Origin of the sequence: Pseudomonas batumici, assembly GCF_036585405.1 — a bacterium.
Lineage (GTDB): Bacteria > Pseudomonadota > Gammaproteobacteria > Pseudomonadales > Pseudomonadaceae > Aquipseudomonas > Aquipseudomonas batumici.
This window is the reverse complement of record NZ_CP144470.1, coordinates 3,743,835-3,768,217: the sequence shown is the minus strand read 5'-3', so window position 1 is coordinate 3,768,217 and position 24,383 is coordinate 3,743,835. Positions and strand designations below refer to the sequence as shown.

The 24,383-nt window shown below is 62.9% G+C and carries 27 protein-coding genes; 15 read left to right on the top strand and 12 right to left on the bottom strand.

What is annotated here, in order from left to right; genetic code table 11:
• Positions 1-56: 56 nt before the first annotated feature.
• Together hemF and aroE are read left to right on the top strand one after the other, a co-directional pair.
• Positions 57-977 carry an oxygen-dependent coproporphyrinogen oxidase gene (gene hemF / locus NUH87_RS16985; protein ID WP_338521880.1) on the top strand — a complete coding sequence of 307 codons (921 nt, stop codon included), beginning with the start codon at positions 57-59 and terminating at the stop codon, positions 975-977.
• Positions 977-1,798 (top strand): shikimate dehydrogenase, encoded by an 822-nt coding sequence (gene aroE, locus NUH87_RS16980; RefSeq protein WP_338521878.1) that lies wholly within the window; start codon positions 977-979, stop codon positions 1,796-1,798. Before hemF ends, aroE begins: the two co-directional genes overlap by 1 nt.
• A 6-nt stretch (positions 1,799-1,804) precedes the next feature.
• Here the strand turns inward: aroE and NUH87_RS16975 are convergent, their stop codons facing one another.
• The 3 genes from NUH87_RS16975 to betC form a co-directional block, all read right to left on the bottom strand.
• Positions 1,805-3,373 carry a SulP family inorganic anion transporter gene (locus NUH87_RS16975; protein ID WP_338521876.1) on the bottom strand — a complete coding sequence of 523 codons (1,569 nt, stop codon included), beginning with the start codon at positions 3,371-3,373 and terminating at the stop codon, positions 1,805-1,807.
• Between the two features lie 221 nt (positions 3,374-3,594).
• Positions 3,595-4,515: a choline ABC transporter substrate-binding protein gene (gene choX / locus NUH87_RS16970; protein WP_040062955.1), complete on the bottom strand. Its 921-nt coding sequence runs from the start codon at positions 4,513-4,515 to the stop codon at positions 3,595-3,597.
• A gap of 19 nt (positions 4,516-4,534) precedes the next feature.
• A complete protein-coding gene (gene betC / locus NUH87_RS16965; RefSeq protein WP_338521873.1) occupies positions 4,535-6,049 on the bottom strand; it encodes a choline-sulfatase in 1,515 nt (504 codons plus the stop codon).
• Positions 6,050-6,163: 114 nt separating this feature from the next.
• Between betC and NUH87_RS16960 the strand changes: the two genes are divergently transcribed.
• Positions 6,164-7,114, top strand: a complete 951-nt coding sequence (locus NUH87_RS16960) for a choline sulfate utilization transcriptional regulator (RefSeq protein ID WP_040062952.1) — start codon at positions 6,164-6,166, stop codon at positions 7,112-7,114.
• 31 nt (positions 7,115-7,145) lie between these two features.
• Positions 7,146-7,472 (top strand): DOPA 4,5-dioxygenase family protein, encoded by a 327-nt coding sequence (locus NUH87_RS16955; RefSeq protein ID WP_040062950.1) that lies wholly within the window; start codon positions 7,146-7,148, stop codon positions 7,470-7,472.
• Between the two features lie 4 nt (positions 7,473-7,476).
• Here the strand turns inward: NUH87_RS16955 and NUH87_RS16950 are convergent, their stop codons facing one another.
• The 4 genes from NUH87_RS16950 to trpB all read right to left on the bottom strand — a co-directional run bounded on the left by NUH87_RS16950 (position 7,477) and on the right by trpB (position 10,420).
• A complete protein-coding gene (locus NUH87_RS16950; RefSeq protein ID WP_338521870.1) occupies positions 7,477-7,923 on the bottom strand; it encodes an anti-virulence regulator CigR family protein in 447 nt (148 codons plus the stop codon).
• A gap of 120 nt (positions 7,924-8,043) precedes the next feature.
• Positions 8,044-8,244, bottom strand: a complete 201-nt coding sequence (locus tag NUH87_RS16945; RefSeq protein WP_338521868.1) for a hypothetical protein — start codon at positions 8,242-8,244, stop codon at positions 8,044-8,046.
• Positions 8,245-8,393: 149 nt separating this feature from the next.
• Entirely contained in the window at positions 8,394-9,200 is an 807-nt protein-coding gene (gene trpA / locus NUH87_RS16940) for a tryptophan synthase subunit alpha (protein WP_338521866.1), read from the bottom strand.
• Positions 9,200-10,420: a tryptophan synthase subunit beta gene (gene trpB / locus NUH87_RS16935; RefSeq protein ID WP_338521864.1), complete on the bottom strand. Its 1,221-nt coding sequence runs from the start codon at positions 10,418-10,420 to the stop codon at positions 9,200-9,202. The genes trpA and trpB overlap by 1 nt, the downstream gene beginning before the upstream one ends.
• A 111-nt stretch (positions 10,421-10,531) precedes the next feature.
• Here trpB and NUH87_RS16930 point away from each other — a divergent pair, with 111 nt between their 5' ends.
• The 3 genes from NUH87_RS16930 (at position 10,532) to NUH87_RS16920 (ending at position 12,098) form a co-directional block, all read left to right on the top strand.
• A complete protein-coding gene (locus NUH87_RS16930) occupies positions 10,532-11,449 on the top strand; it encodes a LysR family transcriptional regulator (protein WP_338521862.1) in 918 nt (305 codons plus the stop codon).
• A 68-nt stretch (positions 11,450-11,517) separates the two neighbouring features.
• The gene (locus tag NUH87_RS16925; protein WP_040062941.1) at positions 11,518-11,733 is read left to right on the top strand and encodes a dodecin; all 216 of its coding nucleotides are present in this window, start codon (positions 11,518-11,520) and stop codon (positions 11,731-11,733) included.
• A 134-nt stretch (positions 11,734-11,867) separates the two neighbouring features.
• Positions 11,868-12,098 carry a DUF1161 domain-containing protein gene (locus NUH87_RS16920; protein WP_338521860.1) on the top strand — a complete coding sequence of 77 codons (231 nt, stop codon included), beginning with the start codon at positions 11,868-11,870 and terminating at the stop codon, positions 12,096-12,098.
• Positions 12,099-12,155: 57 nt separating this feature from the next.
• Here NUH87_RS16920 and NUH87_RS16915 read toward each other — a convergent pair whose 3' ends face one another.
• Positions 12,156-13,157, bottom strand: a complete 1,002-nt coding sequence (locus tag NUH87_RS16915) for an LLM class flavin-dependent oxidoreductase (protein ID WP_338521858.1) — start codon at positions 13,155-13,157, stop codon at positions 12,156-12,158.
• A 220-nt stretch (positions 13,158-13,377) separates the two neighbouring features.
• Here NUH87_RS16915 and NUH87_RS16910 point away from each other — a divergent pair, with 220 nt between their 5' ends.
• On the top strand, positions 13,378-13,809 hold the full coding sequence (locus NUH87_RS16910; protein ID WP_338521856.1) for an OsmC family protein: 432 nt from the start codon (positions 13,378-13,380) through the stop codon (positions 13,807-13,809).
• Between the two features lie 128 nt (positions 13,810-13,937).
• A complete protein-coding gene (locus NUH87_RS16905) occupies positions 13,938-14,171 on the top strand; it encodes a DUF1161 domain-containing protein (RefSeq protein ID WP_338521853.1) in 234 nt (77 codons plus the stop codon).
• A gap of 22 nt (positions 14,172-14,193) precedes the next feature.
• On the opposite strand, the gene NUH87_RS16900 is transcribed toward NUH87_RS16905, so the two are convergent.
• On the bottom strand, positions 14,194-14,610 hold the full coding sequence (locus NUH87_RS16900; RefSeq protein ID WP_338521851.1) for a hypothetical protein: 417 nt from the start codon (positions 14,608-14,610) through the stop codon (positions 14,194-14,196).
• Between the two features lie 182 nt (positions 14,611-14,792).
• On the opposite strand from NUH87_RS16900, the gene NUH87_RS16895 reads away from it, so the two are divergent.
• Positions 14,793-15,845, top strand: a complete 1,053-nt coding sequence (locus NUH87_RS16895) for an aminopeptidase (RefSeq protein ID WP_338521849.1) — start codon at positions 14,793-14,795, stop codon at positions 15,843-15,845.
• Between the two features lie 54 nt (positions 15,846-15,899).
• Here NUH87_RS16895 and NUH87_RS16890 read toward each other — a convergent pair whose 3' ends face one another.
• Both NUH87_RS16890 and NUH87_RS16885 read right to left on the bottom strand, forming a co-directional pair.
• Positions 15,900-16,544 (bottom strand): HAD family hydrolase, encoded by a 645-nt coding sequence (locus NUH87_RS16890; protein WP_338521847.1) that lies wholly within the window; start codon positions 16,542-16,544, stop codon positions 15,900-15,902.
• A gap of 27 nt (positions 16,545-16,571) precedes the next feature.
• Complete coding sequence (locus NUH87_RS16885) at positions 16,572-17,120, bottom strand: gamma carbonic anhydrase family protein (protein WP_338521845.1); 549 nt, start codon at positions 17,118-17,120, stop codon at positions 16,572-16,574.
• Between the two features lie 62 nt (positions 17,121-17,182).
• Here NUH87_RS16885 and prlC point away from each other — a divergent pair, with 62 nt between their 5' ends.
• The gene (prlC, locus tag NUH87_RS16880; RefSeq protein WP_338521843.1) at positions 17,183-19,261 is read left to right on the top strand and encodes an oligopeptidase A; all 2,079 of its coding nucleotides are present in this window, start codon (positions 17,183-17,185) and stop codon (positions 19,259-19,261) included.
• Positions 19,258-19,545, top strand: a complete 288-nt coding sequence (locus tag NUH87_RS16875) for a YheV family putative zinc ribbon protein (RefSeq protein WP_338521841.1) — start codon at positions 19,258-19,260, stop codon at positions 19,543-19,545. Before prlC ends, NUH87_RS16875 begins: the two co-directional genes overlap by 4 nt.
• A gap of 52 nt (positions 19,546-19,597) precedes the next feature.
• Here the strand turns inward: NUH87_RS16875 and NUH87_RS16870 are convergent, their stop codons facing one another.
• Complete coding sequence (locus tag NUH87_RS16870) at positions 19,598-20,242, bottom strand: protein tyrosine phosphatase (RefSeq protein ID WP_338521839.1); 645 nt, start codon at positions 20,240-20,242, stop codon at positions 19,598-19,600.
• A 300-nt stretch (positions 20,243-20,542) separates the two neighbouring features.
• Here NUH87_RS16870 and NUH87_RS16865 point away from each other — a divergent pair, with 300 nt between their 5' ends.
• From NUH87_RS16865 to NUH87_RS16855, 3 genes are read left to right on the top strand one after another with little or no spacing between them, the layout of a single operon-like run.
• On the top strand, positions 20,543-21,283 hold the full coding sequence (locus NUH87_RS16865) for a gluconate 2-dehydrogenase subunit 3 family protein (protein WP_338521837.1): 741 nt from the start codon (positions 20,543-20,545) through the stop codon (positions 21,281-21,283).
• 2 nt (positions 21,284-21,285) lie between these two features.
• Positions 21,286-23,070: a GMC family oxidoreductase gene (locus tag NUH87_RS16860; RefSeq protein ID WP_338521835.1), complete on the top strand. Its 1,785-nt coding sequence runs from the start codon at positions 21,286-21,288 to the stop codon at positions 23,068-23,070.
• Between the two features lie 12 nt (positions 23,071-23,082).
• On the top strand, positions 23,083-24,357 hold the full coding sequence (locus tag NUH87_RS16855) for a cytochrome c (protein ID WP_338521833.1): 1,275 nt from the start codon (positions 23,083-23,085) through the stop codon (positions 24,355-24,357).
• Positions 24,358-24,383: the final 26 nt, after the last annotated feature.

The window sequence follows — 24,383 nt, the reverse complement described above, 5'->3', positions numbered from 1 at the left end:
CTTTGCTACCGGCCGTCCGATGTGCCGTGTAGCTTTGCCCGATTCAAGGTGATGCCATGACTACCCGCACCGAGGCCGTGAAAGCCTACCTGCTCGACCTGCAAGACCGCATCTGTGCTGCCCTGGAAGCCGAAGACGGGGGCGCGCGCTTCGTCGAAGATGCCTGGACCCGCCCCGCCGGCGGCGGCGGTCGGACCCGGGTGATCGCCAACGGTCAGGTGGTCGAGAAAGGTGGCGTCAACTTCTCCCATGTCTTCGGCAGCGGCCTGCCGCCTTCGGCCAGTGCCCATCGTCCTGAGCTGGCCGGGCGTGGCTTCGAGGCCCTGGGCGTGTCCCTGGTGATTCACCCGCACAACCCCCACGTGCCGACGTCCCACGCCAATGTGCGCTTTTTCATCGCCGAGAAGGCCGGTGAAGAGCCGGTCTGGTGGTTCGGTGGCGGTTTCGACCTGACGCCCTACTACGCCAACGAGGAAGACTGCGTGCACTGGCACCGGGTGGCCGAACGGGCCTGTGCGCCGTTCGGCGCGGATGTCTACCCGCGCTACAAGGCCTGGTGCGACAGCTACTTCTATATCAAGCACCGCAACGAGCCACGGGGCATCGGCGGTCTGTTCTTCGATGACCTGAACGAATGGGACTTCGATACCAGCTTTGCCTTCATGCGGGCGATCGGCGATGCCTATATCGAGGCGTACCTGCCGATCGTGCAGCGTCGCAAGGCCCAGGCCTGGACCGAACAGCAGCGCGAGTTCCAGGAGTTCCGTCGTGGTCGTTATGTGGAATTCAACCTGGTGTACGACCGTGGCACCCTGTTCGGCCTGCAATCGGGCGGTCGCACCGAATCGATCCTGATGTCGTTGCCGCCGCAAGTGCGCTGGGGCTACGACTGGAAGGCTGAGCCTGGCAGCGAAGAGGCGCGCTTGACCGAGTACTTCCTGCAGGATCGCGACTGGTTGGCGGAGGGCAATGCCTGATGGACCGTTACGTCGTCTTCGGCAACCCCATCGGCCACAGCAAGTCGCCGTTGATTCACCGCCTGTTCGCCGAGCAGACCGCCCAGAAGCTGGACTACAGCACCTTGCTCGCGCCTCTTGATGATTTTTCCGGCTGCGCCAGGGCTTTTTTCCAGGACGGACTCGGGGCCAATGTGACGGTGCCTTTCAAGGAAGAGGCCTATCGCCTGGCTGACAGCCTGACTGCCCGGGCGCAGCGGGCCGGGGCGGTGAACACCCTGAGCAAGCTGGCCGACGGCAGCCTGCTGGGCGACAACACCGACGGTGCCGGACTGGTACGCGACCTGACGGTCAATGCCGGGTTCGGCCTGGAGGGCAAGCGCATCCTGCTGCTGGGCGCCGGCGGGGCGGTACGTGGGGCGCTGGAGCCATTGCTGGCGGAACAGCCGGCTTCACTGATCATTGCCAACCGGACGGTGGAGAAAGCCGAGTTGCTGGCTGAGCTGTTCGCCGATCTGGGGCCGGTGTGCGCCAGCGGGTTCGACTGGTTGCAGGAGCCGGTGGACCTGATCATCAATGCCACCTCGGCCAGCCTGTCGGGCGATGTGCCGCCGATTGCGTCGAGCCTGATCGAATCGGGCAAGACCTTCTGCTACGACATGATGTACAGCAAGGAGCCGACCGCCTTCTGTCGCTGGGCCAGCGCGCACGGTGCGGCGGTCTCGATGGATGGCCTGGGCATGCTGGCCGAACAGGCGGCGGAGGCGTTCTTCCTGTGGCGCGGTGTGCGCCCGGATACCGCGCCGGTGCTGGCGGAGTTGCGGCGCTTGCTGGCCTTGTAGGGGCAATCAATCCTCAAAGCGGATCGGGCACTTATCCACACCCTCGAGCTTGATCAACTCCTCCACCACCGGCGCCCGCGCCCGCCTCAGGGTCAGGCTGCGGCCTTCTCGCGCCAGGCGCCGGGCTTCCTGGTGCAGCATTTCCACCCCCGAGTAATCGATGAAGTTGATCTGCTGCGCTTCGATCACCACCTTCTGTCCGTGCAATCGTTGTAGCCGGACTTGCAGGTAATGGCTGGCGCCGAAAAAGATCGATCCGCCGACCCGCAATACGTCCTCCTCGCCATCGCGCCAATGGTGTACCCGCGGCTGCGAGGTGCGCTTGAGGTAGAAAAACAGCGAGGCCAGTACCCCGGCATAAATCGCCGTCTGCAACTCCAGCAGCAAGGTCGCCACGCAGGTCAGCGCCATCACCGCGAACTCGGCGTGACTGACCCGCAATAACGCACGGATACCGCGCCGGTCCACCAGCCCCCAGCTGATCAGCAGGATACTGCCGGCCATCGCCGGGATCGGGATGTGCGCGATCAGTGCCGAACCGGTCACGGCGAACAGCGTCACCCAGAGGGCGGAAAACACCCCGGCCAGGGGCGAGTAGGCGCCGGCCTCATAACTCAGCGCGGCACGGGTGAACGAACCGGCCGACAGATAGCCGGAAAACAGGCTGCCAACCATGTTCGACAGGCCCTGGGCGCGGACTTCCTGGTTGGCGTCGAGCAACTGTTGGGAACGCGCGGAGATCGAACGGGCAATCGACAGGCTGGTCACCAGCCCGAGCATGCCCACCGCGACGGCGCTGGGCAGCAGGCGCAGGATGGTTTCCAGGTCCAGCGGCAAGGGGCTGAACGGCGGCAGCCGGCCGATGAAGCCCTTGACCAACTGCACATGCCCGAACAGGCCCGGGCACAGCCAGACCAGCGCACTGGCCAGTACCAGGGTGATCAGCAGGGTCGGCCAGCGCGGCAGCAGGGATTTGAGCGTGAAACCGAGGATCAGGGTGCCCAGCCCCAGCAGCAGCGAGGGTTTGTCCAGTTCGCCAAGGTGCTGGCTCAGTTGCAGCAGGCTGTTCAGGGCGGTCGCCTGGTTGGGGACGTCGAGCCCCAGCAGGTTGGGCAGTTGCCCGAGGGCGATGACCACGGCGGCGCCCAGGGTGAAACCCAGCACCACCGAATGCGAGACGAAATTCACCAGGGCGCCGAAGCGCAGCATGCCCAGCAGCCACTGGAAGATCCCGGCGATGCAGGTCAGCAGCAGGATCAGGGTGATGTAGTCCTGGCTGCCGGGCACCGCGAGCGGGCTGACACTGGCGAACAGGACAATCGAGATGGCGGCCGTGGGCCCGCAGATCAGGTGCCAGGACGAGCCCCAGAGACAGGCGATCAGCACCGGGACGATGGCGGCGTACAGGCCGTATTCGGGTGGCAGGCCGGCGATCAGCGCGTAGGCGACCGATTGCGGCAAGGCCAGGATCGCCCCGCTCAGGCCGACGATCAGATCACGGCTGATGCTGGCGCGGGTTTGCCGGGGCAGCCAGCTGAGAAATGGCAGGAGTTTGTGGCGGTTGGTCCAGCCCATGGGGCCCTCGGTTGGATGAGTCGGCTTCAGCGTGAGGAGTGTCTCTGGAGTTTACGCGGTGAAATACCGACCTGTAGGAGCCGGCTTGCCGGCGATGGCGGCCTGAAGGACGATGCAAGGCTCAAGGGCCTCATCGTCGGAACGCCGCCCGCAGCAAGCCAGCTCCTACAATGATTGCGTTCATCGCCGTTAGACGGTATCCACAGGTTTTGTGTTGGCCTTTAGAGCTTGGCCTTCACCACCGGCAACGCATCCTGGCCATCCACGGTCTTCACCCCGTCCAGCCATTTATCCAGCACCGCCGGATTGGCCTTGATCCAGGCACGGGCTGCATCGGCATTGCTCAGCTTCTTGTTCGCTACCTCGGCCATGATGCTGTTTTCCATGTCCTGGGTGAAGCTCAGGTTGCTCAGCAACTTGCCGACGTTCGGGCAGGCCTGTGCATAACCCTTGCGGGTCACGGTATAGACGCTGCCGGTATCGCCGAAGTACTGCTCGCCGCCCTTGAGATAATGCATCTTCATCTGCACGTTCATCGGGTGCGGGGTCCAGCCGAGGAAGACCACGAACTTCTGCTTCTTCACCGACCGGGCCACTTCGGCCAACATCGCCTGCTCGCTGGACTCCACCAGTTTCCACTGGCCCAGGTCGAACTGGTTCTTCTTGATGATCTCCGCCAGCGAGGCATTGGCCGGTGCGCCGGAACCGATGCCGTAGAGTTTCTTGTCGAACTTGTCCGCATACTTGTTCAGGTCGGCAAAGTTATGCACACCCGCGTCCCAGACATAATCCGGGACCGCCAGGGTGAATTCGGTGCCGTCGAGGTTCTTCGCCAGTTGCGTGACATCGCCGTTGGCCACGAACTTGTCGTAGAAACCCTGCTGCGCCGGCATCCAGTTGCCGAGGAACACATCCACCTGGCCGTCCTTGAGACCGCCATAGGTGATCGGCACCGCCAGGGTATCGACCTTGGCCGTGTAGCCCAGGCCACCCAGCAGCAGGCTGGTGATGGCGTTGGTCGCGGCGATATCGCTCCAGCCCGGATCGGCCATTTTCACGGTGTCGCAGCTCTGTTCGGCATAAGCACTCAGGCAGCTCGCGGCCAGCAGGCCGGCCGTCAGTGCTGTGGATAACTTTTTCATCGCCTTCCCCTCTCGTTCGTTATTGATGTTGGCAGGGTTGTGGATAACGCGCCTTGCGTTCCAGATCGTCGAGGTCGATATGGTTGCGCATGTATTGCTGACTGGCGTCCACCAGTGGCTGGTGATCCCAGCTCTTCAGCTTCCCTTGGGTCAGTGCGGCGGCGACGAAACGCCGTCGGCGCTGACTGGCGAGCACCTGTTGGTGGATCGCCGGGATGTTCCATTTCGCCCGGGCTTCGGCCAGGAAGTCGTTGAAAAGTGTCTGATGCGGCGCGGACTGGCTGAGTTCTTCTGCTTCGCGGGGGTCGTTGTGGACATCGAAGAGCAGGCAGGGGTCGTCTTCGCTGTAGATGAATTTGTAGGCCCCGCGACGAATCATCATCAGCGGGCCGATGGTCCCTTCGGCCATGTATTCGCCGAACACTTCGTCGTGGCCGCCCTCCCCGCTGAGGTGCGGGACCAGCGAGCGACCGTCCAGCGGCAGCTCGGCGTGCAGCGTGCCGCCGGCCAGTTCCACCAGGGTCGGCAGCAGGTCGGCGGTGGAGACGGCCGCGCTGACGCGCCCGGCGGCGAATTGCCCCGGGGCGCTGATCAGCAGCGGTACCCGGGCGGACATTTCGAACCAATGCATCTTGTACCAGAGGCCGCGCTCGCCGAGCATGTCGCCGTGGTCGCCGGAGAACACGATCAGCGTGTCCTCCGATAGGCCGGTTTCCTCCAGGGTTTGCAGGAGTTTGCCGACGTTGCTGTCGATATAGCTGCATGCGCCGAAGTAGGCACGGCGGGCGTCGCGGATCTTATCCACAGGCAGCGGCTTGTCCCACAGGTCATAGACCTTGAGCAAACGCCGGGAATGCGGATCGAGGCTGTCCTGGGCCGGTGTCTCCGGCAGCGGGATGTCCTCGTCGCGATACAGGTCCCAGAATGCCTTGGGAATGGTGTAGGGATCGTGGGGATGGGTCATGGACACGGTCAGGCAGAACGGCCGGTCGCCGTCTTCACGCACGTGATCGAACAGGTACTGCTGCGCCTTGAACACCACCTCTTCATCGAAGTCCAGCTGGTTGGTGCGCACACAGGGACCGGCCTGCAGCACCGAGGACATGTTGTGGTACCAGCTGGGCCGCACGTCGGGCTCGTCCCAGTTCACCGCCCAGCCGTAGTCCGCCGGATAGATATCGCTGGTCAGGCGTTCTTCATAACCATGCAACTGGTCCGGCCCGCAGAAGTGCATCTTGCCCGACAGCGCGGTGCGATAGCCCAGGCGCCGCAGATAGTGGGCGTAGGTCGGCACATCGGCGGGGAAATCGGCGGCGTTGTCGTAGGCGCCGATCTTGCTCGGGAGCTGGCCGCTCACCAGGGTGAAGCGCGACGGGGCGCAGAGCGGGCTGTTGCAATAGGCGGCATCGAAGACCACGCCCTGGGCGGCCAGGCGGCTCAGGTTCGGAAGCTTGATGGGCGATACCCCGTAGAGCGGCAACAGGGGCGCGGCCATCTGATCGGCCATGATGAAGAGAATGTTCTTGCGCTTCATGGTATCGCGGCGTTCCATAGTGAATTGTTATGCGATAGTGCTGAGATCCAGCATGTGTTCCATGGAATTTGTGGTAAAGCCCCTGCCAAACAATGACTAGGATAAGTACAGCTTATGTATGAATCGCTGGGTGACCTGTCCCTCGATCTGCTCCGGGCCTTCGAAGCGGCGGCGCGCCATCACAGTTTTACCGCCGCGGCGGTGGAGCTGGGCACCACCCAACCGGCCATCAGCCAGCAGATCAAGCGCCTGGAGGAGCAACTGACCACCCGCCTGTTCGACCGTATCTACCGGGGGATCGAGTTGACCGAAGCCGGCTCGATCCTGTTCGAGCAGGTCCAGGCCGGTCTGCAGAGCATCGACAGTGGCTTGAGCGCGGTGACCGCCCAGCGTCAGCACGAGGTGCTGCAGGTCGCCACCGACTTTGCCTTTGCCGCCTATTGGTTGATGCCGCGCCTGCATCGCTTTCATGCGGCCAATCCCCAGGTCGATGTCAGCCTGGTGACCAGTGAGCGCAGTCACAACATGCTGCGCACCGACATCGATGTGGCGGTGTTGTTCGGCAAGGGCCGCTTCAAGCAGGGCGAGAGCCATTGGCTGTTCAGCGAGGAAGTGTTTCCGGTGTGCAGCCCGCAATTGCTCAAGGGGCGCGAGCTGCCGTTGCCCACCGAGGCCCTGCTGGAGTTTCCCTTGCTGCATCTCAAGGGCGAAAACAGCAGTCACTGGTTCGATTGGACCGGTGTTTTTCGCGAGCTGGGGCTGACCGCGGCACCGGCGCCGGGGCAATTGCGCTTCGACAACTACACCCTGTTGATCCAGGCGGCGATTGGTGGCCAGGGCGTGGCCATCGGCTGGCGGCACCTGGTGGATAACCTGCTGGAGCAGGGGTTGTTATGCCGACCGATCAGCCAGACGGTGATGTCCACCTTTGGCTACTACGTGGTCTTGCCCCAGCGTAAACGGCGCGGGGCGCTGATCCAGCGCTTCTTCGACTGGCTGATGGCCGAGCAGGCCGATAGTGCGCAATCGCTGGTGGGGCTGGGCTTGCCCTCGATTGCGGTGTAGCATTTTCCAAGGCTGAACGAACGAGAGCGGCATGCAACGTATCAAGGGCTACCACGCCCATATCTATTTCGATGCCTCGACCCTTGAGCAGGCCCGTGAGCTGTGTGAAACGGCAGCGGCGACCTTTCCGCTGAAGATGGGACGCATGCACCAGCGCCCGGTGGGGCCGCATCCGGATTGGAGTTGCCAATTGGCGTTCGATGCGCAGTACATCGGCGTGGTCTTGCCGTGGCTGGCGCTGAACCGCAAGGGGCTGGTGGTGTTCATGCATCCCCTGACCGGCGATGACCTGGCCGACCACCGCGATCACGGGATCTGGATGGGGGCGGTCAGGCCATTGGATCTGTCGATTTTCTAGGCGGTCAGTTCAGCACACCCTCGAGAATCTCGTAGACGACCCCGGTGCCGATGGCGATCAGGACCACGTCATCGCCCATGCGCCGCCACTCGTAACCTTCATACCTCGGCAGGCGCTCCAGCTCCCAGCCACCCAGGCGCTCGCCTTCATAGCCACGTGGCAGCGGTCGGCCGCGCTCCACGCGGAAGCCCGGTGGCAACGGCTCGCCGCGGCGGAAATGCTCGTGGTCTTCATGAATCATCTGCCGGACCGGGCCGAAGTCCCGGGGTGGGCGGTGTTCATAGTGTTCGTCATGCTCGCGGTCCCGCCCCCTGTCGTCGCCCCTGTCCCGATGCTCATAGCCACCGCGATCATGATCTTCGCCGCGCCATTGGTCCTCGGCATGCAGCAGGGGGCTGGTGCTGAGCATCAACAGGCCAAGGCCGGCGATCAGGCGTTTGGGCATTTTCATCGGGGGCATTCCTCACCACACAGGCAATACATCGAAAGGGGTGAAGACGTGGCTTCAAACCCCCGGGTCTCGCAATATTAGTCAGTGGGGCGAGGCATAGATTCCTTTGTATCAGGAACTTTACCTTGGGTGAGTGCGGGTGTCCGAGGCCAGGTTCGTGGTGCTGGGCGTCAGGGGTTCGAACGCGAACAGGCTGGACAGGTTCTGTCGCGGCGGCGGTGTTTTTCGTGGGTTGGAAGCAACCGACCTGAGCAGTTTCAGGCGAGGGGTTTCTGGGGTGGGCAGTTGATCGAGGAAGGTGCGTGCGATAGCGAGCGTCATAGGGGCATCCATTTTCATAGGTAACGATCCGGCGCTCCTGCGCGGTCGTCTCTCGCCGGTATTGCCCGCTATTGCCGACAATCCCGGAAAGAGAATGAAATGATTGCCCCTTTGACAGTGGAGTTCTGTCAATAAACGCTCAGGGTGGCTCAGCGTGCTGTGCGCACCCCTTCGGCGAGAGCCGCGCACAGGCTCAGCACGCCATCGACGGCCTGCTCGTCGCTGGTGGCGGTGGCGATGTGATCGATCAGCGCCGAGCCGACCACCACGCCATCCGCCAGCCGGGCGATCGCCGCGGCCTGTTCCGGGGTGCGGATACCGAAACCGATGCTGATCGGCAGGTCGGTGTGGCGACGCAGGCGGGCCACCGCTTCTTCGACGTGTTCCAGGGTCGCCGAACCGGCACCGGTCACACCGGCCACCGAGACGTAGTAGACGAAGCCGGAACTGCCGTTGAGCACGCTGGGCAGGCGGGTGTCGTCGGTGGTCGGGGTGGTCAGGCGGATAAAGTCCAGGCCGGCGGCCTGGGCCGGGTCGCACAGCTCGCCGTTATGTTCCGGCGGCAGGTCGACCACGATCAGGCCGTCGACACCGGCGGCCTTGGCGTCGGCGATAAAGCGTGGCACGCCGTAGTGGTGGATCGGGTTGAAGTAACCCATCAGCACCAGCGGGGTGTCGTTGTTCCCGGCGCGGAACTCGCGAACCATCTGCAGGGTTTTCGCCAGGTTCTGCTTGGCGGCCAGGGCACGAATGTTCGCCAGCTGGATCGCCGGGCCATCGGCCATCGGATCGGTGAAGGGCATGCCCAGCTCGATCACGTCGGCACCGGCCTGGGGCAGGCCCTTGAGGATCGCCAGGGAGGTGTCATAGCCCGGGTCGCCGGCGGTGACAAAGGTCACCAGGGCGGCGCGGTTCTGTTGTTTCAGCTCGGCAAAGCGGGTTTGCAGGCGGCTCATCAGTGTTTCTCCTGCTGGGACTGTTGCATATGGTGCATGACGGTTTGCATGTCCTTGTCGCCGCGACCGGACAGGTTGACCACCATCAGGTGATCCTTGGGCAGGGTCGGCGCGCGCTTGAAGACTTCGGCCAGGGCGTGGGCGCTTTCCAGGGCCGGGATGATGCCTTCGAGGCGGCAGCACTGGTGGAACGCGGCCAGGGCTTCATGGTCGGTGATCGAGGTGTACTGGACCCGACCGATATCATGCAACCAGGCGTGTTCCGGGCCGATGCCGGGGTAGTCGAGGCCGGCGGAAATCGAGTGGGCGTCGATGATCTGGCCGTCGTCGTCCTGCAGCAGGAAGGTCCGGTTGCCGTGCAGCACGCCCGGTACGCCGCCGTTCAGGCTGGCCGCGTGCTTGCCGGTCTCGATACCGTGGCCGGCCGCTTCGACGCCGATGATTTCGACGCTGGTGTCATCGAGGAACGGGTGGAACAGGCCCATGGCGTTGGAGCCGCCACCGATGCACGCCACCAGGCTGTCGGGCAGGCGCCCTTCCTGGGCCTGCAACTGCTCGCGGGTTTCCTTGCCGATCACCGCCTGGAAGTCGCGGACCATGGCCGGATACGGGTGTGGACCGGCAACGGTGCCGATCAGGTAGAAGGTGCTGTCGACGTTGGTCACCCAGTCGCGCAACGCTTCGTTCATCGCGTCCTTCAGGGTGCCGGTACCGGCGACCACGGGGATCACTTCGGCGCCCAGCAGCTTCATGCGGAAGACGTTGGCCTGCTGGCGCTCGATGTCGGTGGTGCCCATGTAGATCACGCATTCCAGGCCGAAGCGCGCGGCCACGGTGGCGGTGGCCACGCCGTGCATGCCGGCGCCGGTCTCGGCGATGATGCGTTTCTTGCCCATGCGCCGCGCCAGCAGGATCTGGCCGATGCAGTTGTTGATCTTGTGGGCGCCGGTGTGGTTCAGCTCTTCGCGCTTGAGGTAGATCTTCGCGCCGCCGCAGTGTTCGGTCAGGCGTTCGGCGAAGTACAGCGGGCTCGGACGACCGACGTAGTCGCGTTGGAAGTAGGCCAGTTCCTTGATGAACGCAGGATCGGTCTTGGCGGCTTCGTATTCGCGGTTCAGGTCGAGGATCAGCGGCATCAGGGTTTCGGCCACGTAGCGGCCGCCGAATGCGCCGAACAGGCCGTTGGCATCGGGACCGTTGCGCAGGTTGGACTGGGTCATGGGAGGCTCCAGGTGGGCGATTGAATGAGCGATGGGTTCACTCTAACCATGACAGGCACGGATGAAAACCGATAAGATCGCTGCAACCTGTCAGGAAAACTCACAGATATCATGAGCCGCGACCTTCCCCCGCTCAATGCCCTGCGTGCCTTCGAGGCCACGGCCCGCTTGAACAGCGTCAGCCAGGCGGCCGAGCAGCTGCATGTGACCCACGGAGCCGTCAGCCGGCAATTGAAAGTGCTCGAGGAACACCTGGGCCTGAGCCTGTTCGTCAAGGAAGGTCGCGGCCTGAAACTCACAGATGCGGGGATACGCCTGCGCGATGCCAGTTTCGAGGCGTTCGAGCGGCTGCGGGGTGTCTGCGCCGAGCTGGCCCAGAGCACAGTGGATGCGCCGTTTGTGCTGGGCTGTTCCGGGAGCCTGCTGGCGCGCTGGTTTATTCCGCGGCTGGGGCGACTGAACGCCGACCTGCCCGACTTGCGCCTGCACCTGTCGGCGGGTGAAGGCGATCTCGATCCGCGCAAGCCGGGGCTCGACGCCCTGCTGCTGTTCGCCGAGCCACCGTGGCCGGCGGATATGCAGGTCATTGAGCTGGCGAGCGAGCGCATCGGGCCGGTCATGAGCCCGCATTTTGCCCGTTATGAGTCATTGCTGCGGGTGCCGGCCCGTGGGCTGGCGGGGGAAGCGTTGTTGCACACCACCTCGCGCCCGCAGGCCTGGCCCAGCTGGGCGCAGCAGAACGGCATCGAAGCGACGCAGCTGAAGTACGGGCAGGGTTTCGAGCATCTGTACTACCTGCTCGAAGCGGCGGTGGCCGGGTTGGGGGTGGCGATCGCGCCGCAGCCGCTGGTGGCGGACGATCTGCGCGCCGGTCGCCTGGTGGCTCCCTGGGGCTTCAACGAAACCCCGGGGCGGCTGGCGTTATGGTTGCCGCGCCGCGCCGCGGACGGACGCGCCCGGCAGTTGGCCGAATGGCTCAAGACCGAGTTGGAGCACGGCGTGCAGTCCCCGCTCTTGCACGGCAGATAGGTTGCCCGGGCTATGGGAAAAATCACTGCTAGGCTCTCTGAACAGCCCTTGGGACTTAGGAGAGCAGCATGAGCGACCATCACACCTACAAGAAAATCGAACTGGTGGGTTCTTCCCCCACCAGCATCGAGGAAGCCATCAACAACGCCCTGGCCGAAGCCGGCAAAAGCATCAAGCACCTGGAATGGTTCGAGGTGATCGACACCCGCGGACATATCAGGGACAACCAGGCCGCGCACTTCCAGGTCACCCTGAAGGTCGGGTTCAAGATCGCCAATAGCTGAACAAATGCTGGCCTTTTGAACTTATAGGCTGGCCGACTGCCATATTGATTGCTATACAGAGGGCGCTGAATAGCCCCAGGTGCGTCGCCCAAAAGCCGACGCACTTTTTTTGATCTGACCAGGGAATATGATCGATGAAAAAGCTTTTGCTGGCTGTAGGTTTGTTGAGTCTGGCGGGAACCGCCTTGGCGGCGGGCAAGCCATGTGATGTGGTGGAGAAGGACATCAAGGACAAGCTTGAAGCCAAGGGTGTTCACGGTTATTCGCTGCAGATCGTCGATAAGGCCGGCAACACCGGTGCCGATGGCAAGACCATTGGCAGCTGCGCTTCGGGCAAGAAGGAAATCGTCTACAAACGCAAATAAGCGTGGGTGGACATCGACGAGGCCGGCGCTATGCGCCGGCTTTTTTTGTCGCTGCCGTCAGCCCTGCATGACCTGCGCCAGCAGTTCGTAGGAATGCAGTCGATCGGCATGCTCATACAGGTCACAGGTGAAGATCAGTTCATCGGCCTGGGTCTGCTCGATCAACACCTCCAACCGAGCGCGGATCTTCTCCGGGCTGCCGACCATCGCCAAGCCGAGGAAACTCGCCACCGCTTCTTTCTCGTGGGGCAGCCACAGGCCATCCATGCTCTGCACCGGAGGCCGTTGTACCAGGCTCTGGCCGCGCATCAGGGCGAGGATGCGCTGGTAGACCGAGGTCGCCAGGTAGTCGGCCCGCTCATCGGTATCCGCGGCCACCAGCGGCACACCGAGCATCACATAGGGTTTGTCGAGCACCGCCGAAGGCTTGAAGTGATTGCGATAGACGCGAATCGCCTCGTGCATGTAGCGCGGTGCGAAATGTGAGGCGAAGGCGTAGGGCAAGCCCCGCTCGCCGGCCAGCTGTGCACTGAACAGGCTCGAACCGAGCAACCAGATCGGCACCTGGGTGCCGGTGCCCGGCATGGCGATCACCCGTTGTTCGGGGGTACGCGGGCCCAGGTAGCCCATCAGTTCGGCGACGTCCTCGGGGAAGTCGTCGGCGCTGCCCGAACGCTCGCGGCGCAAGGCCCGGGCGGTCATCTGGTCGGAACCCGGGGCGCGCCCCAGGCCCAGGTCGATACGGCCGGGGTAGAGACTTTCCAGGGTGCCGAACTGTTCGGCGATCACCAGGGGTGCATGGTTGGGCAGCATCACGCCGCCGGAACCGACGCGGATGGTCGAGGTGCCGCTTGCCAGGTAACCCAGCAGGACTGAAGTGGCCGAACTGGCGATGCCGTCCATGTTGTGGTGCTCGGCGACCCAGAAGCGATGGTAGCCGAACTTCTCCACATGACGGGCCAGATCCAGCGAGTTGCGCAGCGATTGCGCCGGACTGCCGTCCTGGCGCACGGGCACCAGGTCGAGGGTGGAAAACTTGATGTCGGACAGTCGCTTCATGAGCCTGTTACTCCTGTGAGGGTACGCAGGCTTCGTCTGCTGTCGAAAAACCTGCCGGTCTCCAGGGAATGTGGGCATATACCCGAGTTTCAAGGGTTGATCTGTTTTTAACCTGCATTTTTTTCAGATGAGTCTTACAGGATGAACCTTGAGGCAGCGACTATCCTCAGAACCTTGACCCCGGCGTGAACCCGTCGCGCCGGCTTTTGAGGAGGCAGCTATGAGTATCAAGAAGAAAGCATCGGCTCATTGGGCGGGCGACCTGAAAACCGGTATTGGTTCCATTTCCACGGAAACCGGGGTGTTGCGCGAAGCGCCTTATGGCTTCAAGGCGCGTTTCGAGGGCGGCAAGGGCACCAACCCGGAAGAACTGATCGGCGCCGCCCATGCGGGGTGTTTCTCCATGGCCTTTTCGATGATCCTCGGTGAGGCCGGACTCAAGGCCGACAGCATCGACACCCAGGCCGAAGTGACGCTGGATCAGGTGGACGGTGGTTTTGCGATCACCGCGGTGCACCTGGTGCTCAAGGCGAAAATCCCCGGCGCCAGCCAGCAGCAGTTCGACGAACTGAGCAAAAAGGCCAAGGAAGGTTGCCCGGTGTCCAAGGTGTTAAACGCGAAGATCAGCCTGGACGGGACCCTGGTCAACTGACCCGGCTGCCGCAAGCGCTAGGGATGTGAGGTGCATCAGAACTTGGCCTGTGCAATTGTGGTCGAATGAGCAGTGGCAGTTTGCGCGTACGCCCTTGCGACGTGCTGCCGTAGTCAAGGAGTTCGACCATGAAACGTATCGCCCTGGGGATTTTCTGTTGCATGCTGGCCACTACGGCGCTGGCTGCGACCAAGCCTTGTGAGGAACTCAAGGCGGAGATCGAAACCAAGATCCAGGCGGCTGGCGTCAGCTCCTACACCCTGGAAATCGTTGCCAACGATGAAGTCCACGACCAGAACATGGTCGTGGGCAGTTGCGACGGCGGCAGCAAGAAAATCATCTACCAGAAGAATGACCGCTGAAGCCGGCCATACGCGCTACTCGCTACGGGATGCAGAACACGTTGTTTTGTTCGGCCACCACTTCACCCTTGCTGTTGTATAACCGTGCGCTGGCGTTGAAGCCCAGGGCAATGCCCTCCAGGCGGTAACGCTGGCCGGCTTCGAAGTGGTCATAGTGTACGCTCAGGTAGCACAGGCGATTCGGCAGCTCGGTGTTCATCGCCATGCCGCCGATATAGACCTCGTAATCGAAACGCGCCAAGAGGTCATGGCTGCCCGGTGTTACCTGGAAAAAGCGCCCGTCGCGCAGACGGTGCTTGTCCAGGCTTTCGGCCATGACCAGCGTGCCGGTCTGGGTCTCCAGGTCGACCCAGGCCATTTGCGGATTGACCGGTGGTAAAGGACTGATACAGCCGCTCAGGCTGGTGAGGGCGAGCAGTAGGGGGAGAGTCTTGCGCATGATGGTTTCCACTCTGTCAGAGGCTCAGCATACCCGGGTTCAGGGGTATCGGGATGCCTTCGGCGTCAACCCTGTGGTGGGACCGCCTCATTACAGTGAACACCTCAACCTCGATAATCATTCATGGAAAAGTGTTCAGTGCGCACGATAGTCTTGCGTCAGCTCCTTGCAGGATGACCTCGATGAAGTTCAGGCCCGTGCTACGCGGTTCGATAGGCGCCGTGCTGCTGGTGTTGCTCGGTGGTTGCAGCAGCACCCATTATTATAGCCAGTTGGCCGGTGGGCAGTTGAGCCTGCTGCGTGCCCGGGAACCGGTGGCCGAGGTGATTGCCGATCCGGCCCGGGACCCCAAGCTGCGCGAGCACCTGGCCCAGTCCCAGCGGGCGCGGACTTTCGCCAGCGAACATCTGCACCTGCCCGACAACCGCAGTTACCGATTGTATGCGGACATCAAACGGCCCTATGTGGTCTGGAATGTCTTCGCCACGCCGGAGTTTTCCCTGACCCCGCAACAGCATTGTTTTCCCATTGCCGGGTGTGTGGCCTATCGCGGTTATTACAACCAGGGGGCGGCGCGGGGTGAAGCGGCGCTGCAAAAACAGCAGGGTATGGACGTGTACATCAGCGGGGTCGAGGCCTACTCGACGCTGGGCTGGTTCGACGATCCGATTATCAGTTCGATGATGACCTGGGGCGACGAACGCCTGGCGACGCTGATCTTTCACGAGCTGGCCCACCAGCGCTTCTATGTGAAGGATGACACCGAGTTCAACGAGTCCTATGCCAACTTCGTCGAGCAGGAAGGCACGCGCCAATGGCGAACGGCGCGGGGCTTGCCGCCGGCCAAGGTCGACGAGGTGAAGCAGAAGGATCAGTTCATCGAGTTGGTGCTGAACACGCGGACGCGGTTGCAGCAGTTGTATGCGCAGCCCTTGCCGGTGGAGCAGATGCGTGAGCGCAAGGCGCAGGAGTTCCAGCGCTTGCGCGACGAGTATCATCGGCTGCAGGCGAGCCAGTGGGCAGGCGACAAGCGTTATGACGCCTGGATCAACGCTCCGCTGAACAACGCCAAACTGCTGCCCTTCGGGCTGTATGACCAGTGGGTGCCGGCGTTTGCGGCGCTGTTCAGGCAAGTGAACGGGGATTGGCCGACGTTCTTCAAGTCTGTGGAAAAGCTCGGTGGCTTGCCGGTCGACGAGCGCACGGCGGCGTTGCGCCAATTGATGCCCGGCTGAAGGATGCCATTGCGAGCAAGCTTGCTCGCGATGGCGGCGACACGGTTCCACGCCTTACACAAACGCCCGATGCAACTCAGCCAACGTCTGGAAATGATAAGCCGGCTTCTGCGCACTCAATTCTTCGAAACTGCCGAACCCATAGCCCACCGCCGCCGCGTCCAGGCCATTGCGTTGCGCGCCGATCAGGTCGTGCTTGCGGTCGCCGATCATCAGCGTATCGCTCGGCTCCAGCCCTTCTTCGGCGATCAGGTGGGCAATCAACTCGACCTTATCGGTACGCGTCCCGTCCAGCTCACTGCCGTAGATCACCTTGAAGTGCCGGGCAAAATCGAAATGCCGGGCGATCTCACGGGCGAATACCCAGGGCTTGGACGTGGCGATATACAACGTGCGCCCCTGCCCGCCGAGGGTTTCCAGCAACGGTGTGACTCCTTCGAACACGCGGTTCTCATACAAACCGGTGACCTTGAAGCGCTCCCGGTAGAAGTTCATCGCCTCCCAGGCCTTGGCCTCGTCGAACCCGTAGAACTGCATGAAGGCCTGCAACAACGGCGGGCCGATGAAGTGTTCGAGCTTGCCGAGGTCCGGCTCGTCGATACCCAGTTTGCCCAGCGCAAACTGGATCGAACGGGTGATGCCCTCGCGTGGGTCGGTCAAGGTGCCGTCGAGGTCGAACAGAATCGTCTGGTAATGCATGGGGTGTCCTGGCTGTACAAATATTGATCAAACGGCCTGGTGGTAACCTTCGGCCATGTGCTGATCCTTGAGCTTCACGTAGTTCGCGGCACTGTAGGTGAAAAAGGCCCGTTCCTTGTCCGTCAGGGCCCGGGCCTGTTTGACCGGGCTGCCGACGTAGAGAAAACCGCTTTCCAGCGTCTTGCCCGGCGGCACCAGGCTGCCGGCACCGACTATCACCTCGTCCTCGATCACCGCGCCATCCATGACGATGCTGCCCATGCCGATCAGGACCCGGCTGCCCACCGTGCAGCCATGCAGCATGACCTTGTGGGCGATGGTTACATCGTCGCCGATCAGCAGCGGGAAACCCTCGGGGTTGAAGGGACCGGCGTGGGTGATATGCAGCACGCAGCCGTCCTGCACGCTGGTGCGTTGGCCGATGCGGATGCGGTGCATGTCGCCGCGGATCACGGTCAACGGCCAGATGGAGCTGTCGGCGCCGATTTCGACGTCGCCGATCACCACCGACGAACGGTCGACAAAGGCCCGTTCACCCAGTGCCGGCGTGAGGTTCTGGTAGGTGCGAAGGGTCACGATAGGCGCTCTCTCTCTGGTTGATAGCTGCGGTTGGCGTCGATTGTAATTAAGATGGGGGCATGTTTCTTCCAGCCAAGGTGTCAACCGTGAGCGTGAACAACCCTCTTCTGCAGCCCTACGACCTGCCGCCGTTCTCGGCGATCCGTGCCGAACACGTGCTGCCGGCCATCGAACAGATCCTGGCGGACAACCGCGCGGCCATCGCCGACATCCTGGCGACCCAGGGCAAACAGCCGACCTGGGCCGGGCTGGTACTGGCGATGGATGAGCTCAATGATCGCCTGGGCGCGGCCTGGAGCCCGGTCAGTCACCTCAATGCGGTGTGCAACAGCGCCGAACTGCGCGAAGCCTACGAGGCCTGCCTGCCGGCCTTGAGCGCCTACTCCACCGAACTGGGCCAGAACCGCGAACTGTTCCAGGCCTTCGAAGCCCTGGCGAACAGCCCGGAGGCAGCCAGCTTCGACGTGGGCCAGAAAACCATCCTCGAACACTCCCTGCGCGACTTCCGCCTGTCGGGTATCGACCTACCGCCCGAGCAGCAGAAACGCTACGCCGAGGTGCAGAGCAAGCTCTCCGAGCTGGGCAGCCGCTTCTCCAACCAGTTGCTCGACGCGACCCAGGCCTGGACCCGGCATATTACCGACGAGGCCGGCCTCGCCGGGCTGAGCGACTCGGCCAAGGAGCAAATGGCTGCCGCGGCCAAGGCCAAGGGGTTGGACGGCTGGTTGATCACCCTGGAGTTTCCAAGCTACTACGCGGTCATGACCTACGCCCAGGACCGCGCCCTGCGCGAAGAGGTGTACGCCGCCTACTGCACCCGCGCCTCGGAACAGGGCCCGAATGCCGGCCAGTTCGACAACGGTCCGGTGATGGAAGAGATTCTCGACCTGCGCCAGGAGCTTGCTCAATTGTTGGGCTTCGCCAGCTTTTCCGAATTGAGCCTGGCGACCAAGATGGCCGATTCCAGCGACCAGGTGTTGACCTTCCTGCGGGACCTGGCCAAGCGCAGCAAGCCGTTTGCCGCCCAGGACCTGCAGCAGCTCAAGGCCTACGCCGCCGAGCAAGGCTGCGCCGAATTGCAAAGCTGGGACAGCGGGTACTACGGCGAGAAGCTGCGTGAACAGCGCTACAGCGTTTCCCAGGAAGCCCTGCGTGCCTACTTCCCGATCGACAAGGTACTGGGCGGGCTGTTCGCCATCGTCCAGCGCCTGTACGGCATCGAAATTGCCGAACAGAGCGGTTTCGACAGCTGGCACCCGGATGTCCGTCTGTTCGAAATCAAGGAGAACGGCCAGCACGTCGGGCGCTTCTTCTTTGACCTCTACGCCCGCGCCAACAAGCGCGGCGGTGCCTGGATGGACGGTGCCCGCGACCGTCGGCGCAAGGACGACGGCGTGCTGCAAAACCCGGTGGCCAACCTGGTGTGCAACTTCACCCCGGCGGCCAGCGGCAAGCCCGCGCTGCTGACCCATGACGAAGTCACCACCCTGTTCCACGAATTCGGCCACGGCCTGCATCACCTGCTGACCCGTATCGAGCATGCCGGTGTGTCCGGTATCAACGGCGTGGCCTGGGATGCCGTGGAACTGCCGAGCCAGTTCATGGAAAACTGGTGCTGGGAGCCCGAAGGCCTGGCGCTGATCTCCGGTCACTACGAAACCGGCGAGCCGCTGCCCCAGGACCTGCTGGAAAAAATGCTGGCGGCGAAGAACTTCCAGTCCGGGCTGATGATGGTTCGCCAGCTGGAATTCTCGCTGTTCGACTTCGAACTGCATGCCACCCATGGCGACGGCCGCAGCGTGGCGCAGGTGCTCGAAGGCGTGCGCGACGAGGTCTCGGTGATGCGTCCGCCGGCCTACAACCGTTTCCCCAACAGCTTCGCGCACATTTTCGCCGGCGGTTACGCGGCGGGCTACTACAGCTACAAATGGGCCGAAGTGCTGTCGGCCGATGCCTTCTCCCGGTTCGAGGAAGAGGGTGTGCTGAACGCGCAGACCGGACGGGCCTTCCGTGAAGCCATCCTGGCGCGCGGCGGTTCCCAGGAACCGATGCTGCTGTTCGTCGACTTCCGTGGCCGCGAGCCGTCGATTGACGCACTCTTGCGTCACAGCGGCCTGAGTGAGGAAGCCGCGGCATGAGCGAGGTAGCCGTGATCAAGACCAAGAAACGCTTTATCGCCGGGGCGGTCTGCCCGGCGTGCAGCGAACAGGACAAGCTGATGATGTGGAGCGAAGACGACGTTCCGCACCGTGAGTGCGTGGCCTGCGGCTATGCCGATACCCTGAATGAGCAGGGCTTGTCGGTGCCCAAGGAGCTGGGCACGCGGGTCAATACCGTGGCGGCCAAGCCGGCGCAGGACAGCAAGGTCCAGACCGTGCAGTTCTTTCCCAATCCCAAGCTGAAGAAGCCGGAAGGCCAGTAGGCGCCGCAGTGCTCTGCGCCGAGCCGGGCCCTGCCCGGCTCATCCGGGGCAATCATTCGAAGCTGGCGGACTTGAGCCAGCTCCTCACCGCGCAGGTGGCGTAGGGGTTGGTGCTGCAGGCGCCGCTGGCCAGGGCTTCGCGCAGCTTGTCGACATGCGCCTGCATCATGTATCGGATGCTGTCCTTGAAGTGCGGGCTGTCGCCGAAGCCACCCATGATCATCTCGCTCAAGGCTTCCTCCTTGGTCCAGCCCTGAACCACCACGCGGTACATCGCCGCCATCAGGCCGGTACGTTCCGTGCCCTGCCTGTCGTGTATCAACACCGAACCCTTGTCCTCGGCCTCCCTGATCGCCCGCAAGACCGCCAGCACGTCGGCGTCGTCGACATGGCCGATCCGGTAAGGCAGTTGCACCTGCTTGATCTCGGGGGCCGACAGCCAGCTGGAGTCGGCCTCCGGCTGGAAGTTGATCACGGTGGCGATGTTCAGCTTGAGCAGCATCGGCACGGCGTTGCTGTCCGGCAAGGTGCTGCGATAGAGCGTCGGGGTCATCTGGTAGAGGTTGTACTGGTTGCCCACCGGGGTGGCCCATTGCGGCGGGCGTTGAGCGTTGCCGTCGTTTGCCTGGACCGCGGGCAATACCAGGCCTGCCAGGCAGATCAGGCCCAGGGCGCAAAGAAAACGAACGATCGACATGTGGACGGCGCCCGAAAAGAGATAACTCGACATTGCCCTATAGCATTGATTTTTCCGAATCAAAAGCCTGTGAGTCGAGTGTCAAAGATTTGTGAGAGGGGCGGAATGCGGGCAGGAAAGGTCGGGATTTTCAGCTGAATCGATTCATCCTGATGCTTAGGCTGCTATCATTTGTAACCAAAGGTTGCCAGTGTGTTCTCTATCCGAGCTGCCTCGATAGAAACCTCGGCCCGAAAAAGACAGGTTGCTCAATTGAAGTGACCGATTATTCCGTGCGTGCATGATGAGTGAGGTACCACCATGTCTGATCAAGATCGAGACAACCCGCGGCGTGAGTTCTTGCGCAAAACCCTGACCTTGATCCCGGTGGTGACCGTGGCGAGCAGCGGCCTCGGCAGCAGTGTCCTGCAGGCCGCGCCGCAAGCGACGCCCTCCACCGCCGACAAGGCGCCGGTCAATACCGGACACTATGAGCCGACCTTCTTCACCGCCGAGGAATGGACCTTTCTCAATGCCGCCGTGGCCCGCCTGATTCCAGCCGACGCCCAGGGACCGGGTGCCCTGGAAGCCGGTGTGCCGGAATACATCGACCGGCAAATGAACACGCCCTACGCCAGTGGCGCCTTGTGGTTCATGCAGGGCCCCTTCGCCGCCGACGCACCGCCCGAGATGGGCTGGCAAAGCAAACTGGTGCCCCGGGAGATCTATCGCCTGGGTATCGCCGCCACGGAGGCCTGGTGCAAGAAGCTGCATGGCTCCACATTTGCCGGGCAAGACAGCGCTACCCAGGATGAGTTGCTCAAGCAGCTGGAGGCTGGAGACCCTGACTTCGACAGTGTCCCGGCAAAGGTTTTCTTCAGCTTCCTGCTGCAAAACACCAAGGAAGGATTCTTCTGCGATCCGATCCATGGCGGCAACAAAGGCCTGGTGGGCTGGACCCTGATCGGTTTTCCCGGTGCCCGCGCCGATTTCATGGATTGGGTTGAACGCAACGAGCAATACCCCTTCCCGGCTGTATCCATTCGCGGCGAGAGGGCGTGAGCATGGCGATTCAAATGAAAAAGGTCGACGCGGTGATCGTCGGTTTTGGCTGGACCGGTGCGATCATGGCCAAGGAACTGACCGAAGCCGGGCTCAATGTCGTGGCCCTGGAACGGGGGCCGATGCAGGACACCTACCCTGATGGCAATTACCCGCAGGTGATCGATGAACTCACCTACAGCGTGCGCAAGAAACTCTTCCAGGATATTTCCAAGGAAACCGTCACCATTCGCCATAGCGTCAATGACGTCGCCCTGCCGAACCGCCAACTCGGCGCGTTCCTGCCGGGCAATGGCGTCGGCGGTGCCGGCCTGCACTGGTCGGGCGTGCACTTTCGGGTCGATCCCATCGAGCTGCGCATCCGCAGTCACTACGAAGAGCGTTACGGCAAACACTTCATTCCCAAGGACATGACCATCCAGGACTTCGGCGTCAGCTACGAAGATCTGGAGCCGTTCTTCGACTACGCCGAGAAGGTCTTCGGCACCTCCGGTCAGGCCTGGACCGTCAAGGGCCAGCTGGTCGGTCAAGGCAAGGGCGGCAACCCTTACGCGCCGGATCGTTCCAACCCCTTTCCGCTGGAATCGCAGAAGAACACCTATTCCGCGCAACTGTTCCAGAAAGCCGCGAACGAGGTCGGCTACAAACCCTACAACCTGCCGTCGGCGAATACTTCGGGGCCTTACACCAACCCTTACGGCGCGCAGATGGGGCCGTGCAACTTCTGCGGCTTCTGCAGCGGTTATGTCTGCTACATGTATTCCAAGGCTTCGCCGAACGTGAACATCCTGCCGGCGCTCCGGCAAGTGGCGAACTTCGAGCTGCGGCCCAATGCCCACGTGCTGCGGGTCAATCTCGACAGCAGCAAGCGCAAGGCCACCGGCGTGACCTACGTCGACGCCCAGGGCCGCGAGGTGGAGCAACAGGCGGACCTGGTGATTCTCGGTGCCTTCCAGCTGCATAACGTGCGGCTGATGCTGCTGTCGGGCATCGGCAAGCCCTATGACCCGATTACCGGCGAAGGCGTGGTGGGCAAGAACTTCGCCTACCAGAACATGGCCACCATCAAGGCCTTCTTCGACAAGGACGTGTACACCAACAACTTCATCGGCGCGGGCGGCAACGGCGTGGCGGTGGACGATTTCAACGCCGACAACTTCGACCACGGGCCCCATGGCTTTGTCGGCGGCTCGCCGATGTGGGTCAACCAGGCCGGCAGCCGGCCGATTGCCGGGACCTCGAACCCGCCGGGCACGCCGGCCTGGGGCAGTGCCTGGAAACGCGCCACGGCGGACTACTATACCCACCAGGTGTCGATGGACGCCCACGGTGCGCACCAGTCCTATCGGGGCAACTACCTGGATCTCGACCCGGTTTACCGCGATGCCTACGGCCTGCCCCTGCTACGGATGACCTTCGACTGGCAGGAAAACGACATCAAGATGAACCGCTTCATGGTCGAGAAAATGAGCAAGATCGCCGAAGCGATGAACCCCAAGTCCATTGCCCTGCTGGGCAAGCAGGTGGGCGAACACTTCAACACCGCGTCCTACCAGACCACCCACCTCAACGGCGGCGCGATCATGGGCACCGACCCGAAGACCAGCGCCCTGAACCGCTACCTGCAATCCTGGGATGTGCACAACGTCTTCGTCCCCGGCGCTTCGGCCTTCCCCCAGGGCCTGGGCTACAACCCCACCGGACTGGTGGCGGCGCTGACCTACTGGTCGGCCCGGGCGATCCGCGAGCAGTACCTGAAGAACCCCGGCCCACTGGTTCAGGCATAAGGAGCGATGAACATGAAAGTATTGCTTGTCGCCACCCTGGCGTTGTTGGGCAATGGCGCCGTCAGCGCCGCCGAGGTCGATCCGTCGACCCTGATCAAGCAGGGCGAATACCTGGCGCGGGCCGGCGATTGCGTGGCCTGTCACACCGCCAAGGGCGGTCAGCCGTTTGCCGGCGGGCTGCCGATGCAGACGCCCATCGGCACGATCTACTCCACCAACATCACGCCGGACAAAAGCGGGATCGGTGCCTACAGCTTCGAGGACTTCGACCAGGCGGTCCGTCATGGTGTCGCGAAGAATGGTAGTACCCTTTACCCGGCAATGCCCTATCCGTCCTATGCCCGCGTCAGTGACAGCGATATGCAGGCGCTGTACGCCTACTTCATGAAAGGGGTGGCGCCGGTGGCCCGGGACAACAAGGCCGTCGATATCCCCTGGCCGCTGAGCATGCGCTGGCCGTTGGCGGGTTGGCGCTGGATGTTCGCGCCCAAGGTGGCCGAATATCAGGCCGGCAGCGGCGCGGACCCGGTAGTGAGCCGTGGTGCTTACCTCGTGGAAGGCCTGGGCCATTGCGGCGCCTGCCATACGCCACGGGCCCTGACCATGCAGGAAAAGGCCTTGAGCACCAATGACGGCAACGCATTCCTGGCAGGCAGCGCGCCGCTGGAGGGCTGGATCGCGAAAAGCCTGCGCGGCGACCACAAGGATGGCCTCGGTAGCTGGAGCGAAGCGCAGCTGGTGCAGTTCCTCAAGACCGGTCGCAGTGAGCGCAGCGCGGTATTCGGCGGCATGAGCGATGTGGTAGTGCACAGCATGCAATACCTGAGCGATGACGACCTGAGCGCCATGGCCCGCTACCTCAAGAGCTTGCCGCCGGTCGATCCCCAGGACGCGCCTCACGCCTACGAGCCACAAGTCGCACAGGCCCTGTGGAAAGGCGATGACCGCAAGCCGGGGGCGTCGGTCTACATCGACAATTGCTCGGCCTGCCACCGCACCGACGGTCACGGCTACACCCGGGTGTTCCCGGCATTGGCCGGTAACCCGGTAGTGCAATCGGCGGACCCGACCTCGTTGATCCATATCGTGCTCAAGGGCGGCACCTTGCCGGCGACCCACACCGCACCTTCGACCTTCACCATGCCGGCGTTTGCCTGGCGGCTGTCGGACCAGGAAGTGGCCGATGTGGTCGGTTTCATTCGCGGCAGCTGGGGTAACCAGGGTGGCGAGGTGAAGGCCAGTGATGTGGCGGCGCTGCGCAAGGAGGATGCGCCTGCCAATCCTTAGGGTGGCTCCTGCCGGACGGCGCTAGG

Bases quoted from the DNA above. Each gene is read 5' to 3' on its own strand.
- NUH87_RS16925 (WP_040062941.1), top strand. From the start codon at position 11,518: ATGAGCGACCATCACACCTACAAGAAAATCGAACTGGTGGGTTCTTCC.
- NUH87_RS16960 (WP_040062952.1), top strand. From the start codon at position 6,164: ATGTATGAATCGCTGGGTGACCTGTCCCTCGATCTGCTCCGGGCCTTC.
- NUH87_RS16875 (WP_338521841.1), top strand. From the start codon at position 19,258: ATGAGCGAGGTAGCCGTGATCAAGACCAAGAAACGCTTTATCGCCGGG.
- choX (WP_040062955.1), bottom strand. From the start codon at position 4,515: ATGAAAAAGTTATCCACAGCACTGACGGCCGGCCTGCTGGCCGCGAGC.
- hemF (WP_338521880.1), top strand. From the start codon at position 57: ATGACTACCCGCACCGAGGCCGTGAAAGCCTACCTGCTCGACCTGCAA.
- NUH87_RS16895 (WP_338521849.1), top strand. From the start codon at position 14,793: ATGAAGTTCAGGCCCGTGCTACGCGGTTCGATAGGCGCCGTGCTGCTG.
- trpB (WP_338521864.1), bottom strand. From the start codon at position 10,420: ATGACCCAGTCCAACCTGCGCAACGGTCCCGATGCCAACGGCCTGTTC.
- prlC (WP_338521843.1), top strand. From the start codon at position 17,183: ATGTTTCTTCCAGCCAAGGTGTCAACCGTGAGCGTGAACAACCCTCTT.
- NUH87_RS16855 (WP_338521833.1), top strand. From the start codon at position 23,083: ATGAAAGTATTGCTTGTCGCCACCCTGGCGTTGTTGGGCAATGGCGCC.
- NUH87_RS16865 (WP_338521837.1), top strand. From the start codon at position 20,543: ATGTCTGATCAAGATCGAGACAACCCGCGGCGTGAGTTCTTGCGCAAA.
- NUH87_RS16945 (WP_338521868.1), bottom strand. From the start codon at position 8,244: ATGACGCTCGCTATCGCACGCACCTTCCTCGATCAACTGCCCACCCCA.
- trpA (WP_338521866.1), bottom strand. From the start codon at position 9,200: ATGAGCCGCCTGCAAACCCGCTTTGCCGAGCTGAAACAACAGAACCGC.
- NUH87_RS16870 (WP_338521839.1), bottom strand. From the start codon at position 20,242: ATGTCGATCGTTCGTTTTCTTTGCGCCCTGGGCCTGATCTGCCTGGCA.
- NUH87_RS16890 (WP_338521847.1), bottom strand. From the start codon at position 16,544: ATGCATTACCAGACGATTCTGTTCGACCTCGACGGCACCTTGACCGAC.
- NUH87_RS16950 (WP_338521870.1), bottom strand. From the start codon at position 7,923: ATGAAAATGCCCAAACGCCTGATCGCCGGCCTTGGCCTGTTGATGCTC.
- aroE (WP_338521878.1), top strand. From the start codon at position 977: ATGGACCGTTACGTCGTCTTCGGCAACCCCATCGGCCACAGCAAGTCG.
- NUH87_RS16955 (WP_040062950.1), top strand. From the start codon at position 7,146: ATGCAACGTATCAAGGGCTACCACGCCCATATCTATTTCGATGCCTCG.
- NUH87_RS16910 (WP_338521856.1), top strand. From the start codon at position 13,378: ATGAGTATCAAGAAGAAAGCATCGGCTCATTGGGCGGGCGACCTGAAA.
- NUH87_RS16860 (WP_338521835.1), top strand. From the start codon at position 21,286: ATGGCGATTCAAATGAAAAAGGTCGACGCGGTGATCGTCGGTTTTGGC.
- betC (WP_338521873.1), bottom strand. From the start codon at position 6,049: ATGAAGCGCAAGAACATTCTCTTCATCATGGCCGATCAGATGGCCGCG.
- NUH87_RS16975 (WP_338521876.1), bottom strand. From the start codon at position 3,373: ATGGGCTGGACCAACCGCCACAAACTCCTGCCATTTCTCAGCTGGCTG.
- NUH87_RS16920 (WP_338521860.1), top strand. From the start codon at position 11,868: ATGAAAAAGCTTTTGCTGGCTGTAGGTTTGTTGAGTCTGGCGGGAACC.
- NUH87_RS16930 (WP_338521862.1), top strand. From the start codon at position 10,532: ATGAGCCGCGACCTTCCCCCGCTCAATGCCCTGCGTGCCTTCGAGGCC.
- NUH87_RS16905 (WP_338521853.1), top strand. From the start codon at position 13,938: ATGAAACGTATCGCCCTGGGGATTTTCTGTTGCATGCTGGCCACTACG.
- NUH87_RS16900 (WP_338521851.1), bottom strand. From the start codon at position 14,610: ATGCGCAAGACTCTCCCCCTACTGCTCGCCCTCACCAGCCTGAGCGGC.
- NUH87_RS16915 (WP_338521858.1), bottom strand. From the start codon at position 13,157: ATGAAGCGACTGTCCGACATCAAGTTTTCCACCCTCGACCTGGTGCCC.